The following is a 13,579-nucleotide window of genomic DNA, read 5'->3' on the forward strand; positions in this document are numbered from 1 at the left end:
GCCGGCCGGTCCGCCACGGCCCGCAGGCCCGTGCCTATTCCGTGATCCAGCTGGTCTTCTCCTGCCAGGGTGTCCGAGGGGTGTCCCGGACCTCCGCCGGCAGCCCCACGTAGATCTGGCCGATGATCTCCGCATCGGCGGGCACGCCCAGGAATTCCCGCAGGGGCTCATAGTGGATGAACTGGCCGGTCCGCCAGATCGCCCCCAGGCCCTCTTCGTGCGCCACCAGGAGCATGTTCATGATCGCCGCGGCGGTCGCCAGCCGGTTCTCGTGGGTCTCCTGCTCCGACTTGCCCCGTCGCGCGCTGACGAAGATGAGTGCAGGGATCGTCCGGATCTCCACCGTGTGGCGGGAGATGCGGTCCGGATCCGTCTGTCCGGACTCCCGCATCTGGCGGGCACGGAGCTCGGCCACGCGCTCTCGCCCCGTCCCCATCACGACGTAGAAGTGCCACGGCTCCGTCAGCCAGTGGTTCGGAGCCCGCACCGCCGCCTCCAGCATGCGTTCGATCGAATCCCGCCGGATGGGGTCGGGCAAGAAACGCTTGGCCGAACGGCGGGTAAGGATGGCCGTGCGTACATCCACGCGGGTCACCCCCTGCGCTGTACCGGATCCGCACCGACGCCGTCAGGCACGGCGGAACCGGTTGACCAGGCGGCCGAGCCGGCCGATCTCGATGGCGACCTCGTCCCCGTCCTGGAGCCACACGGGCGGCTTGCGGGACATCCCCACGCCGAACGGGGTTCCGGTGGCGATGACGTCTCCCGGTTCCAGGGTGATCCCCTGAGAAATGTACGATACGATCTCACGGACCGGAAAGATCATCTCCGCCGTGCTCGAATCCTGCATGACCTGCCCGTTGAGCAGGAGGCGGATCGGAAGGTCCTGGACGTCGGGCACCTCGTCCTTCGTGACGAAGTACGGGCCCAGCGGGGCGAACCCGTCCTGGCTCTTGGCCCGGACCCACTGCCCGTCCGAGAACTGAAAGTCACGGGCGCTCACGTCGTTCATGATCGTATACCCGGCGACGTAGTCCAGCGCCGCCTCGGGAGACACGCCCTTGCAGCGCCGCCCGATGATGACGGCGAGTTCCGCCTCGTAGTCCACCTGGCTACTTGCCGCCGGCAGCGTGATGGTCTCGCCGGAGGCCGCCAGCGCGTTGTTCCACTTCGCGAAGAGCACGGGAGCCTTCGGGGGCTCCATCCCGGTCTCACGGCAGTGATCCAGGTAGTTGAGGCCAACGCAGATCAGCTTGCCGGGTTGCGGCACGGCCGGGGCCAGGGTCAGGCCTGCCTCGTCGACCCACTCGACCTCGCCCGATTCGAGAACTCGTTCCACGAACGCCTGGAGGCTGCGAAGGGCACGTTCTCCGCCCTCCAGGATCTCGGTGATCGATTGCGGCACGTTTCGCACGCCTAGCCTTCGCCTCGCGGCATCGACGTCCAGAACGCCGCGTTCGGTCCGCACGCCGAGACGCAGCCCCGTCTCGTCGCGGAACGTCAGGAGATACATCGCCGCTCTACCCCCCGTTCGAAGTGCGCCGGCCGGCCTCCCCGCGCCTGCCGGCCATGAATGCGTTCTTCTCCGGGGCCTGCTTCTCCTCCGGCACGTGGGCACAAAGGGCCGGTCCCCCGACCCAACCCGAACGGGGCCCCTCCACGGGCGCTTGGCACCGGGCTCCGGGACGTGCTCGGTCGGGCGCGCCCCGCTTCCTCCCGGGCGGGGGAGGTTCTCAGGCGACGCGCACGTCGACCGGGTGAACCTGGCCGTCCACGATACGATATCCCCGCAGGTCCGGCTCGTCCCCCGCAAGCGAGAGGATCAGGTAGACCGAGTCCGGGTGGTGCGCGTTCTGGATGTCCGTGGGGGAGGGGCAGGCCCGGGTGGCCGGATGCGGGTTGAAGATCGCCACCAGCTCGAGCCCATCCCGGTCCAGTTCCCGCATCACGCGCAGGATCTCCAGAGGCGGGATCGCGCCGGACCCGACGGTCGGGTGGAAGGACCGGGCCGGCACGCGCCGAATTCCGATCAAGCCGGCCACCGCCGGCTTCCCCAGAGACGGGGGATCACGACGAACGGGAGGGGATTCGCCCATGGACCCCGCTACCAAGAAGCGCGCGTTGCGCGATATCACGTATGGCCTGTACGTGGTGGGAACCCGTGACGGCGACGAAGTGAACGCCTTCACCGCGAACTGGCTGACCCAGGCGTCCTTCGACCCGCCACTCGTCGTCCTGGCAGCGAAGAAGGGCAGCACGTCGACGGCGATGATCGAGTCCAGCGGCGTGTTCAGCGTGAACACCCTGGAGACGGGGCAGAAGGACCTGGCGGCCGAGTTCTTCAAGCCGGTCCACCGCGTGGGGAACAAGTTCGGCAACGTCGCCTTCCGACTCGGGGAGACGGGCTGCCCGATCCTCGAGGAGGCGCTCTCGTTCTTCGAGTGCCGGGTCGTCGACCGGGTGGACCGCGGCGATCACCTCATTTTCGTCGGGGAGGTCATCAACGCCGGCTTCCATCGGGAAGGCACGCCCCTCACGCTCCGGGAGACGGGCTGGCATTACGGCGGTTGACCCCCGGGCGCAGCCCGGGGGCCAACCGGGTCGGCGAGAAGGCTTGCGATCACGGAACGCTCGGGGACTTTCCCTCGGACACCGGCAGGATGTGTCACGAATTCGTGGAATCCCTATGTTACTTCTCACTTCCCGGACGGCAAGACCAGGGGGATCTCAAGGGGGGTTCACATGGCGCGCACACACTATTTCCCTTCCGACAAGGTGCACTTCACCTGGGATGTGGGCCATGAGCCCGTGCTGGCGATCGACAGCGGCGATACGGTCATCGTCGAAACCCGCGACGTGAGCGACAACCAGATCACGCCGTCGTCGGATGCGAGTGTGATCACCACCCTGAACTGGGACCGGGTGTATCCCCTCGCCGGCCCGATTCACGTGAACGGGGCAGAGCCGGGTGACACCCTGGCCGTCGAGATCCTCGACATCCACACCCGGGGGTGGGGCTGGACGGCGATCATCCCGGGGTTCGGGCTTCTGGCCGAGGACTTCAAGGAGCCGTACCTTCGCATCTTCGACCTGAGCCAGGGTGACGTGACCTACCTCCGGGAGGACATCGCCATCCCGATCGAGCCGTTCTTCGGGACCATGGGGGTGTGCCCGGCCGGGGCCAGGGCCCAGCCCGTCATGCCGCCCGGCACGTTCGGCGGGAACATGGACACCCGGCAGCTCACCCGGGGCGCCACCCTGTACCTGCCGGTACAGGTGCCGGGGGCGCTCTTCAGCTGCGGCGACGCCCATGCCGCTCAGGGAGACGGCGAGGTCTGCGTCACCGGCATCGAGGCACCGATGTACGCGGCCCTGCGGTTCACGCTGCACAAGGGACGGCGGATCCCGTCGCCCCAGTTCGTCACCGGCGGCCCGCTGACGCCGCGGGTGAACCACGCGGGCTGGTACGGCACCACCGGCGTCGGGCCGGACCTCATGCAGGCCGCCAAGGACGCGGTGCGTTCGATGGTCGTCCACCTGACGGAGACCTACGGCCTGTCCGCCGAGGATGCCTACGTGCTCTCCAGCCTGGTAGTGGACCTCAAGATCTCGGAGATCGTCGACGCCGGTCAGTACATCGTGAGCGCCCTGCTGCCCCTGGCCATCTTCCGGCAGGCGAAGTAGGCGCCCGCACCCCGCGGGAAGACGCGCAGAAGGCCAGCAGGACGGATGGTCCGTCCTGCTGGCCTTCAAGATCGCTCGGGCGCCGACCTACTCTCCCGGGGGCTAGGGCCCCCAGTACCCTCGGCCCTGGCGGGCTTAACGACCGGGTTCGGAATGGAGCCGGGTGTGGCCCCGCCGGTATGGGCACCCGAATTCGTGCACAGAGGCGTTGGGTCTGCGACCCAGGTGGAACCGCACGCCGCCTTTGGCCGGGTCAAGCCCTCGACCGATTCGTACCGGTCCGCTCAACGCCTTGCGGCGCGTACACGCCCGGCCGATCGACCTGGTCATCTCCCAGGGGTCTTACTCCCTTGCGGGATGGGAGACCTCATCTCCGGGCCGGCTTCGCACTTAGATGCTTTCAGCGCTGATCCGTTCCGCACATGGCTACCCAGCGTTTGCCCCTGGCGGGACAACTGGTACACCAGCGGTGCGTCCACCCCGGTCCTCTCGTACTGGGGGCAGCTCCCGTCAAGTCTCCAACGCCCGTGGTGGATAGGGACCGAACTGTCTCACGACGTTCTGAACCCAGCTCACGTACCGCTTTAATGGGCGAACAGCCCAACCCTTCGGACCGACTTCAGCCCGAGGATGCGATGAGCCGACATCGAGGTGCCAAACCTCCCCGTCGATGTGGACTCTTGGGGGAGATCAGCCTGTTATCCCCGGGGTAGCTTTTATCCGTTGAGCGACGGCCCTTCCACTCGGTACCGCCGGATCACTAAGCCCTGGTTTCCCACCTGCTCGACCTGTCCGTCTCGCAGTCAAGCCCGCTTCTGCCTTTGCACTCCCCGGATGATTTCCAACCATCCTGAGCGGACCTTTGGGCGCCTCCGTTACCCTTTAGGAGGCGACCGCCCCAGTCAAACTGCCCGCCTGGCACGGTCCCCCACCCGGCTCACGGGCCAGGGTTAGAGCGCCGGGGGTCCGAGGGTGGTATCCCAACGGCGCCTCCACAGGGGCTGGCGCCCCTGCTTCTCCGGCTCCCACCTATCCTGTACACGCACCACCAGCGCCCAACACCAGGCTGCAGTGAAGCTCCACGGGGTCTTTCTGTCCAACCACGGGTAACCTGCGTCTACACAGGTCGCTCAATTTCACCGGGTCCCTCGCCGAGACAGCGCCCAAGTCGTTACGCCATTCGTGCGGGTCGGAACTTACCCGACAAGGAATTTCGCTACCTTAGGACCGTTATAGTTACGGCCGCCGTTTACTGGGGCTTCGGTTCAGAGCTTCGCCTTCCGGCTCACCCTTCCCCTTAACCTTCCAGCACCGGGCAGGCGTCAGCCCCTATACTTCGCCTTCCGGCTTCGCAGAGACCTGTGTTTTTGGTAAACAGTCGCTTGGGCCGTTTCCCTGCGACCCCCAGGGGCTCCGGGCCGCTCGGACCCCTCACCCCCGAGGGCCCCCCTTCTCCCGAAGTTACGGGGGCAGTTTGCCGAGTTCCTTAGCGAGGGTTCTCCCGCGCACCTGAGGATTCTCTCCCCGCCTACCTGTGTCGGTTTGCGGTACGGGCACCCCGTGCCTCGCTAGCGGCTTTTCTTGGCAGTGCGGGCCCGGCTGCTTCGGTACTCCATTCCCTCGGCGTCGCCTCTCACGTCTACCCGGGGGGACTTCCCTCCCCGGGCACGCTACCGGCTTGCACCGGCTCGACCAGCGGCCGGCCATGCCTGCCCCCCTGCGTCCCCGCCTCGCTCAATCGGCCGGTGGTGGTACCGGAATCTCCACCGGTTCCCCATCGCCTACGCCCTTCGGCCTCGGCTTAGGCCCCGACTTACCCTGAGCGGACGAGCCTTCCTCAGGAACCCTGAGGCTTTCGGTGCGGCGGATTCTCACCGCCGTTTTCGCTACTCATACCGGCATTCTCACTTCCGTCCCCTCCAGCCCGCCTTCCGGCGAACCTTCGCCGGGTACGGAACGCTCCCCTACCATCGGAGCCTCGCTCCGATCCGCAGCTTCGGTGCCGTGCTTAGCCCCGTGAATTTTCGGCGCAGCGCCACTCGACCAGTGAGCTATTACGCACTCTTCGAATGATGGCTGCTTCTAAGCCAACATCCTGGTTGTCTTCGCAGCGCCACATCCTTCCCCACTCAGCACGGACTTCGGGACCTTGGCTGGCGGTCTGGGTTGTTCCCCTCTTGACCCCGGATCTTCGCACCCGGAGTCTGACTCCCGGGGTCCGGCCGGCGGCATTCGGAGTTGGAGTGGGTTCGGTAACCTGTACGGCCCCTCCCCCAATCCGTCGCTCTACCTCCGCCGGCTACCTCCCGAGGCTCGCCCAAAAGCGATTTCGGGGAGAACCAGCTATCTCCGGGTTCGATTGGCATTTCACCCCTACCCACAGCTCATCCGATGGCTTTTCAACGCCAACCTGGTTCGGGCCTCCACGGGGTCTTACCCCCGCTTCACCCTGGCCATGGGTAGATCACCCGGTTTCGGGTCTGCGCCCACGGACTTGCGCCCTTTCAGACTCGGTTTCCCTCCGGCTCCGCACCTGAGGTGCTTCGCCTCGCCCGTGATCGCAACTCGCCGGTTCATTCTTCAAGAGGCACGCCCTCACCCCATCGGGGCTCGGACTGCTTGTAGGCACACGGTTTCAGGTTCTCTTTCACTCCGCTCCCGCGGTGCTTTTCACCTTTCCCTCACGGTACTCGTCCGCTATCGGTCGCCAGGCGTCTTTAGCCTTGGAGGGTGGTCCCCCCGGATTCACACGGGATTCCACGTGCCCCGTGCTACTTGGGATCCCGTCCGGAGCCGCCGCCCTTTCGCCTACCGGGCTCTTACCGTCTGCGGCAGGCCGTTCCAGGCCGCTTCGGCTAGAGCGGCGGTTTCTCACTCCGCCGGTGGTCTGCCGCCCACCCTGACGGTCCCGCTACCCCGTGCCTGCAACGCCGGCAGGCTTTCCCACAGGCACGGTTTGGGCTCTTCCCCGTTCGCTCGCCGCTACTGAGGGAATCTCGCTTGATTTCTCCTCCTCCGCCTACTGAGATGTTTCAGTTCGGCGGGTGCCCCCCGGCCGGCTATGCATTCACCGGCCGGTGACCGGGGTTCCCCCCGGCCGGGTTCCCCCATTCGGACATCCCCGGATCCCTGCCTGCTTGCGGCTCCCCGGGGCGTTTCGCCGCTGGCCGCGTCCTTCCTCGGCACCTGGCGCCCAGGCATCCACCGTGCGCCCTTATCCGCTTGACCGTTCGCCTCAGGCGTCTTGCGGTTCCGCCTGTGTCGCAGTCCCTTCCCTCTGTGCACTTGTCAAGGTGCAGGACCGGCCGCCCCCCGCCCGGGGGACCGCCCGGTCCCTGGGAACTGACCAGTGTGGGCTTCCGGAACCCTGCGGCGCCGGCGGCCGCTCCCGCAGCCCCGGCCTCAGCCGCCTCCCCGGCGACCGACCGACCTGGGAGAAAACTCCCTAGAAAGGAGGTGATCCAGCCGCACCTTCCGATACGGCTACCTTGTTACGACTTCACCCCAGTCATCGGCCCCACCTTCGACGGCTGCCTCCCTCTCGGGTTGGCCCACCGGCTTCGGGTGTTGCCGACTCCCATGGTGTGACGGGCGGTGTGTACAAGGCCCGGGAACGCATTCACCGCGGCGTGCTGATCCGCGATTACTAGCGATTCCGCCTTCACGCAGGCGAGTTGCAGCCTGCGATCCGAACTGGGACCGGGTTTTTGCGATTCCCTCCCCCTCGCGGGTTCGGTCCGCTCTGTCCCGGCCATTGTAGCACGTGTGTAGCCCTGGACATCGGGGGCATGATGATTTGACGTCATCCCCACCTTCCTCCGGGTCGTCCCCGGCAGTCTCCCGTGAGTGCCCACCTTCCGTGCTGGCAACACGGGACGGGGGTTGCGCTCGTTGCGGGACTTAACCCAACATCTCACGACACGAGCTGACGACAACCATGCACCACCTGTACCGCCCTCCCCTTGCGGGGCTCACGCCCTTTCGGGCGCTACCAGCGGCCTTTCAAGCCCAGGTAAGGTTCTACGCGTTGCTTCGAATTAAACCACATGCTCCACCGCTTGTGCGGGCCCCCGTCAATTCCTTTGAGTTTCAGCCTTGCGGCCGTACTCCCCAGGCGGAGCGCTTAATGCGTTGGCTACCGCACGGCAGGGGTCGATACCCACCACACGTAGCGCTCATCGTTTACGGCTGGGACTACCAGGGTATCTAATCCTGTTTGCTCCCCCAGCTTTCGCGCCTCAGCGTCAGTCAGGCCCCAGGCAGCCGCCTTCGCCACTGGTGTTCCTCCCGATCTCTACGCATTTCACCGCTACACCGGGAATTCCGCTGCCCTCTAGCCCACTCAAGCCCGGCAGTTTGAAAGGCACCTCCCCGGTTGAGCCGGGACCTTTCACCTTCCACTTACCGGGCCGCCTACACGCCCTTTACGCCCAGTCATTCCGGACAACGCTCGCCACCTACGTATTACCGCGGCTGCTGGCACGTAGTTAGCCGTGGCTTCCTCGCCCGGTACCGTCACCCGCGCGGCATTCCCTCCGCACCGGCCTCGTCCCGGGCAACAGGGGTTTACAACCCGAAGGCCTTCTTCCCCCACGCGGCGTCGCTGCGTCAGGCTTTCGCCCATTGCGCAAGATTCCCGACTGCTGCCTCCCGTAGGAGTCTGGGCCGTGTCTCAGTCCCAGTGTGGCCGTCCACCCTCTCAGGCCGGCTACCCGTCGTCGCCACGGTGGGCCGTTACCCCACCGTCCAGCTGATGGGCCGCGGACCCCTCCCGGCCCGGGGCCATCGCCCCTCTTCTCCCAGCCCCATGCGGAGCCGTGAGCTTACCCGGTATTAGCAGGCCTTTCGGCCTGTTATCCCGGTGGCCGGGGCAGGTTATCCACGTGTTACTCACCCGTCTGCCGCTGGGCCCCCGAAAGGGCCCCGCTCGACTTGCATGTCTTAGGCACGCCGCCAGCGTTCGTCCTGAGCCAGGATCAAACTCTCCGTCCCAAAGCTTCCGCTTTCCCCCGGAAAGCCGATCCCGTCGTCCGGAATCCTCCCGGTTTCCGTCCGCAGGCTCCTTCCTGCCCACACTGTTCAGTTCTCAAGGACCGGGCCGCCGGCCTTCCGGCCGGCGGGCGGCGCCCGACGGCGCCGCCGCAGGATCGTCATCTTATCACGGCCCGCTACCGTCTGCAACCGGTAATTGTTGCTATGCCGTGATCGACGCCCTGCTCTCTGGCGAGTGTTGATTATAGCAGCGCCCCTGGCCGGTGTCAACGTGGCCCGCTTCCCGGCAGGAGCTACGCAACTCCTCCTGCTGTGCCGCACCGCAGTGACAATTCGCGGCCTTTCCCTTGAGCGGCAAAATTCGCGGTCCGGAAGGAATTTGTTGGTAAGGCGCGAAGAAGAATCCCGGCCCACCCATCCTCTCCCAAACGGGTGGCCGGGGAGGTCGAGAATGAAACTGCTCAAGCAGTTCCTTCGCTACGTCTCCAACACGTTCCTGCTCCCCCAGCACCTCCGGCGCGTTCACGCCCGCCGCCATCCCACCCGGGTTCAGATCCCCACCGACTCCGCCCTTTTGGCCTGGATCCTCGGTTTCGCCGCCCGCGTTCACAGCCGCGAGGAACTCGGCCGCCTCCTCGACCGTCGTTCCCTCCACCGCCTCACCCGCCGCCACATCAGCGCCGACTCCCTCGCCCGGATCGCCGCTCAGCTCGACCGCGACTGCCTTCGCGCCCAACTTCTCGTCCCGCTCATTCGCCGCATGCGCCGCAACAAACTCTGGTCCCCCGGCTCCATCGGCCCCTTCGTCATGGTCGCCATCGACGGCACCGAACCCATCCGCTCGGACCACCGCCACTGTACCCACTGTGCCACCCGCACCCGAGCCGACGGCCAGGTCGAGTACTACCACCGCGTCGTCGTCGCCTCTACCGTCGGCACCCACCCCCGCATCCTCCTCGACCTGGAACCCGTCCTTCCGGGCGAGTCCGAAGTGGCCGCGGCCAGTCGCCTGCTCGAACGGCTTGCCAACACCTTTCCCTGGCTCCATGTCTTCCTCCTCGACGCCGGCTTCGCCAACGGACCCTTCCTGGCCCAGATCCACCGGTTTGGCCGCGGCTTCATCGTCCGGGTCAAAGACCACGAGCGCCGCCACCTGCTCCGCGACGCCCAGGCCCTGGCCGCCCGCTCCCAAGCCGACCGGTGGGAGGCCGCCTGGGGCCACCACCGCCTCCGCGTCCATGCCTGGGATGAGGACGGGTTCACTTCGTGGGATTCCTACCCTGGTACCCTCCGGGTCTTGATCGTGGACGAGGAGGAACTCCCCGAACCCGCCACCCGCCGTCGACGCATGCCCTCCCCCGGCAGGCTCTGCCCCCGGGCCTTCTACGTCACCAACCTCTCCCCGGGGCAGCTCCCTACCCGGGCTCTGTGGGAAGCGGCTCATCACCGCTGGAACCTGGAAAACACCGGCTTTCATCAGCTCAAGCACGAGTTCCACTGGAACCATGCCTTCGCCCACCAGAGTCCCGGGGCACTCTTCAACACCTGGCTGCTCCTGGCGGTGGCCTTCAACCTCTTCCTCACCTTCGTCTACCGCCGGCTTCGTGCAGGCAGGCAGGGCAACAAGCCGCTTCGCTGGCTCGCCCAGGAACTGTATGCCGCCCTACGGGTCGCGCCTGCTGAGCAACTGCCTTACCTGGCCGCCGGCTGACGGCATCCGCGCACGAACGGGTGGGGAGACGCAGGAACGAAGTGCAACATCCATCTACTGGCAGCAACAGAGCCCTCGCTCTGTACGTTCTCCTTTTCACTCTCTTCCCCGGTCCCCACGCAGACCTGCTCCAACCCACCTTTTCGGCCTCTCAGAAACCGGAGTTGCGTAACTCCTGGCTTCCCGGGCCGTGTCAAGCTTCGGTAGGTGACCCGACAAGGCCCGAATTTTTTGGTTCGTTATGCACTCCGCGGCAGCGCCCTCACAAGCTCACGTAGCACGTACTTGACCCACGGCGAGCCGGCAGCTGGTCCGCTGAGCGCCGGCAGGTTCACCCGCAGCCATGCCTCCGGATCATTCAGTTCCCCGGGCTGCACCCGAATCGCCGTCGAGCCGGTTGCCTGGCGCAACACCTCCGACTGCATCGGCCAGGCCTGCCGCCCCATCACCGCCAGTTCCCCGTTCGCCCGGGCCGCCAGCAGCCGCACCAGATGGTCCGCTCCCCTGTCACTCCACTGCGCTCCATGGCGCTTCATCCGTCGGGCGACATGGTGGAACACCTGCCCCTCAATGGTGCCCAAACTGTCTGCGGCCCCGGAACGGCAGATGCCGTCCCAGTTCTCCTGCAGGTACTTCCGCAGCCCTGCCACACGCTTGCGCTGCGCCCCACGACTGGCCCGCTCGGCCGTCGCCAGCACCTGCTCCACCTGGCTCCAGTCCTTGGCCTTCAGGGCCTCCACCGCCTTCCGGTAGGCCTCCTCGTCATGCGACAGACCCTCCAGCAGCGCCCGGCGGAGGTGGAACGGGTCCAGCTGGTACCTCGCTCCGGCAAACGTCCCCGCCCACTGCTTCACCCACGGGGCACCGTCGCCGCCCACCACCACGTCCTGTACCGCACTCAGATCCCACTTGCTGCCGAAATCCGCATACGTCTGCTCCGAGAAGACCTCCGCACTGGCCAAGCCTGCGGTCACCCGGCGCTCTACCAGTTGCCACCGGTTTTGCCCGACTTGCTCTTTGCCCTCATAGCCGACCGCCAGCTTCAGCCCCAGGTGCCTGTGGGCTCCCCGGGGACCACGGCCTTGGACCACCACCTCGTCCACCTCAATCCGCAACCGCTCGGTCCGCCGCTGCCCCGCCGGCACCTCGCCACGGTCGAACACTGCACGGCGCTGCGCTTCGGCTTGCTCCACCCGTACAGCGCCCACCTCCTGGACCTCACGCCAGACGCTCATCGCTCGGACATCCATGCCCCCCAGCGTGAGCTTCGCCAGCACCGCCGCCGCCCGGTGGTACGGCATCTCCGCGGCCATCGCCACCGCCAGTTCTGTGGCCCACGGCGACAGCCGCTGGCGGGCTGTCCACCCCAGCGCCTCGTCCAGCAGGAAATGGCCTTCCCCGCTCTGACGGTCCCGGTAGTACCGCCGCCGCACCTGCACCTTCCCAAACGGCGTCACGATCGTCCGCGGCTTGCTGTGCACCAACTCATATCGCGCCGCGTCCCGCCGGCGCATCAGCTCGTCGTCCAGCCGGTGCAACGCCAGCACCAGCGCCCGTCGCGCCACCTCCTGCACCAGCCGGAAGATCCCCTTCTCCAGTTCCATGAAGTCGTGGCGGGTCCGCAGCAACTCCGAGATCCCATGCACCAGCAGCAGGATTAGGTCCATGATCTCACGAACTAGCCACATCGAGACCTCACCCATTACCAGGCCTTGTCGGGATGGTTGCTACCGCAACCTACCAGGTGAGGTCTCGTTCTTTGTTGTCCCCACCATCTCCCGAAATGTTATCCGGCCCGCTTCCCGACCAGGACCTCTTCTGCGCCGGCTCGGTCGCCCCGTTCGCCCTGACCGCGCCGCAGGAGCCGCGGCCCGAGGCCCGGGCCCACCGCAAGGCCGAAGCAAACGTAGAGACGCCGCGCGGCCCTGAGCGTCCGGATGGCAGCCTCCGCGGGCTGCAAGAGGTTGGCAACGCTTTGCCGGCGGCGTTCTCACGGGAGACTTCGCCGCCGGTGGCCGCACTCCTGCCCCGGGCCGGGGCCACAGGCTCACGCCCGGTTCCCGCCGCCCTCCGGCGGCGACCCCGGGGGCGAGCTGAGGCCGCGCACGGCGAACCCCCACACCACCCGCAAGATGCCCGCCACCGGCACGGCGAGGAGCATGCCCCACACTCCGGCAAGGTAGCCGCCAGCGAGAATGGCGAACAGCACGGTCAGCGGGTGCAGCCCCACGGAGGCGCCCATGACGTGGGGGCCGAGCACCGCGCTCTCCAGCTGCTGGATGACGGCGAAGGCCAGCGCGACCTGTAGCGCCCGCACGGGGGATATCGACAGGGCGAGGAGGGTGGCAGGCGCGGCGCCGGCCACGGGCCCCACGTACGGCACCAGCTCGCACAGGGCTGCCCAGGCACCCAGGAGGAGGCTGTACGGGAGGCGCAGGAGCCAGGTGGCGAGGGCGGCCAGGGCGCCCACGGCCAGCGCCAGCAGGAGCTCGCCGCGGATGAACCCGGCCAGCACGCGGTCGAGCTCGTGCAGGAGCTGCACGGCGTGCGGCCGCCAGCGGCGGGGCACGGCATGCACGGCTGCCCGGTGAAACTGCGGCAGGTCCCGCAGCAGGTAATAGGCGAGAACGGGCGCCAGGGCCAGGTACAGGAGCCACTCGGCCAGCCCGGCGATGCCGGCGGCCGTCGCCCCCACGAGTCGGTCGGCGCGGGCCTCGAGCTCCGCCAGGAAGCCGAGGGCGCCCTGCCGCACGCCGTCTGGCACACCCGGCTGGCGGAGCCGGGCCTCCAGGGCGTCCAGGTGGCCGCGCAGGGCGCCCACCCCGTCAGGGACGCCGCGCAGCAGCTGCTGCAGCTCCCGTGAGGCTGCCGGGGCGGCCCACATGGCCACCGCGGTCCCGGCCGCCGCCAGTGCCGCGTAGACGCTCATGATGGCGCAGGACCGGCTCATGCCCCGGGCCTGGAGGACCGCGACCGCCGGAGCCAGCAGGTAGGCCAGGACCAGCGCCAGGGCAAAGGGCACGAGCACCGGCCGGACCGCCAGCACGAGCCACGCCACGCCCAGCCCGGCCCCGAGCAGAAGGGCTGCCCCCCACGTGCGCCGCGACGCCATGGCCCTCCCGGACAGGCGCAACCCCACATCGCCTCCGCGTGGCCGGCCCCGGTCCGGCAGCGGGCAGCGCCGCGGCGCGC

The 13,579-nt window shown here is 67.5% G+C and carries 8 protein-coding genes and 3 rRNA genes; 3 read left to right on the forward strand and 8 right to left on the reverse strand.

Going from position 1 to position 13,579, the window contains the following annotated elements; genetic code table 11:
- Positions 1-34 precede the first annotated feature (34 nt).
- The 3 genes from caldi_RS08130 to caldi_RS08140 all read right to left on the reverse strand — a co-directional run bounded on the left by caldi_RS08130 (position 35) and on the right by caldi_RS08140 (position 2,033).
- Positions 35-586 (reverse strand): nitroreductase family protein, encoded by a 552-nt coding sequence (locus caldi_RS08130; RefSeq protein WP_264844589.1) that lies wholly within the window; start codon positions 584-586, stop codon positions 35-37.
- Between the two features lie 42 nt (positions 587-628).
- Entirely contained in the window at positions 629-1,513 is an 885-nt protein-coding gene (locus caldi_RS08135; RefSeq protein WP_264844590.1) for a fumarylacetoacetate hydrolase family protein, read from the reverse strand.
- Between the two features lie 220 nt (positions 1,514-1,733).
- Entirely contained in the window at positions 1,734-2,033 is a 300-nt protein-coding gene (locus tag caldi_RS08140; RefSeq protein WP_264844591.1) for a Mov34/MPN/PAD-1 family protein, read from the reverse strand.
- A 61-nt stretch (positions 2,034-2,094) separates the two neighbouring features.
- On the opposite strand from caldi_RS08140, the gene caldi_RS08145 reads away from it, so the two are divergent.
- Entirely contained in the window at positions 2,095-2,571 is a 477-nt protein-coding gene (locus caldi_RS08145) for a flavin reductase family protein (RefSeq protein WP_264844592.1), read from the forward strand.
- A 171-nt stretch (positions 2,572-2,742) separates the two neighbouring features.
- Complete coding sequence (locus caldi_RS08150; protein WP_264844593.1) at positions 2,743-3,684, forward strand: acetamidase/formamidase family protein; 942 nt, start codon at positions 2,743-2,745, stop codon at positions 3,682-3,684.
- A 74-nt stretch (positions 3,685-3,758) separates the two neighbouring features.
- Here caldi_RS08150 and rrf read toward each other — a convergent pair.
- From rrf to caldi_RS08165, 3 genes are all read right to left on the reverse strand, one after another.
- A 5S ribosomal RNA gene (gene rrf, locus caldi_RS08155) occupies positions 3,759-3,875 on the reverse strand.
- 58 nt (positions 3,876-3,933) lie between these two features.
- Positions 3,934-6,912 (reverse strand): 23S ribosomal RNA (locus caldi_RS08160).
- Between the two features lie 221 nt (positions 6,913-7,133).
- Positions 7,134-8,676: ribosomal RNA gene (locus tag caldi_RS08165) — 16S ribosomal RNA — on the reverse strand.
- The 16S, 23S and 5S rRNA genes sit together here, the layout of an rRNA operon.
- A 451-nt stretch (positions 8,677-9,127) precedes the next feature.
- Between caldi_RS08165 and caldi_RS08170 the strand changes: the two genes are divergently transcribed.
- Entirely contained in the window at positions 9,128-10,387 is a 1,260-nt protein-coding gene (locus caldi_RS08170; RefSeq protein ID WP_264844594.1) for a transposase, read from the forward strand.
- Between the two features lie 239 nt (positions 10,388-10,626).
- On the opposite strand, the gene caldi_RS08175 is transcribed toward caldi_RS08170, so the two are convergent.
- Together caldi_RS08175 and caldi_RS08180 are read right to left on the reverse strand one after the other, a co-directional pair.
- Positions 10,627-12,090 (reverse strand): ISLre2 family transposase, encoded by a 1,464-nt coding sequence (locus caldi_RS08175; RefSeq protein ID WP_264844595.1) that lies wholly within the window; start codon positions 12,088-12,090, stop codon positions 10,627-10,629.
- A gap of 344 nt (positions 12,091-12,434) precedes the next feature.
- Positions 12,435-13,499, reverse strand: a complete 1,065-nt coding sequence (locus caldi_RS08180) for an AI-2E family transporter (protein ID WP_264844596.1) — start codon at positions 13,497-13,499, stop codon at positions 12,435-12,437.
- Positions 13,500-13,579: the final 80 nt, after the last annotated feature.

It is taken from the genome of Caldinitratiruptor microaerophilus (assembly GCF_025999835.1).
Taxonomy (GTDB): domain Bacteria; phylum Bacillota; class Sulfobacillia; order Symbiobacteriales; family ZC4RG38; genus Caldinitratiruptor; species Caldinitratiruptor microaerophilus.

Bases quoted from the DNA above. Each gene is read 5' to 3' on its own strand.
- caldi_RS08135 (WP_264844590.1), bottom strand. From the start codon at position 1,513: ATGTATCTCCTGACGTTCCGCGACGAGACGGGGCTGCGTCTCGGCGTG.
- caldi_RS08145 (WP_264844592.1), top strand. From the start codon at position 2,095: ATGGACCCCGCTACCAAGAAGCGCGCGTTGCGCGATATCACGTATGGC.
- caldi_RS08150 (WP_264844593.1), top strand. From the start codon at position 2,743: ATGGCGCGCACACACTATTTCCCTTCCGACAAGGTGCACTTCACCTGG.
- caldi_RS08170 (WP_264844594.1), top strand. From the start codon at position 9,128: ATGAAACTGCTCAAGCAGTTCCTTCGCTACGTCTCCAACACGTTCCTG.
- caldi_RS08175 (WP_264844595.1), bottom strand. From the start codon at position 12,090: ATGGGTGAGGTCTCGATGTGGCTAGTTCGTGAGATCATGGACCTAATC.
- caldi_RS08180 (WP_264844596.1), bottom strand. From the start codon at position 13,499: ATGGCGTCGCGGCGCACGTGGGGGGCAGCCCTTCTGCTCGGGGCCGGG.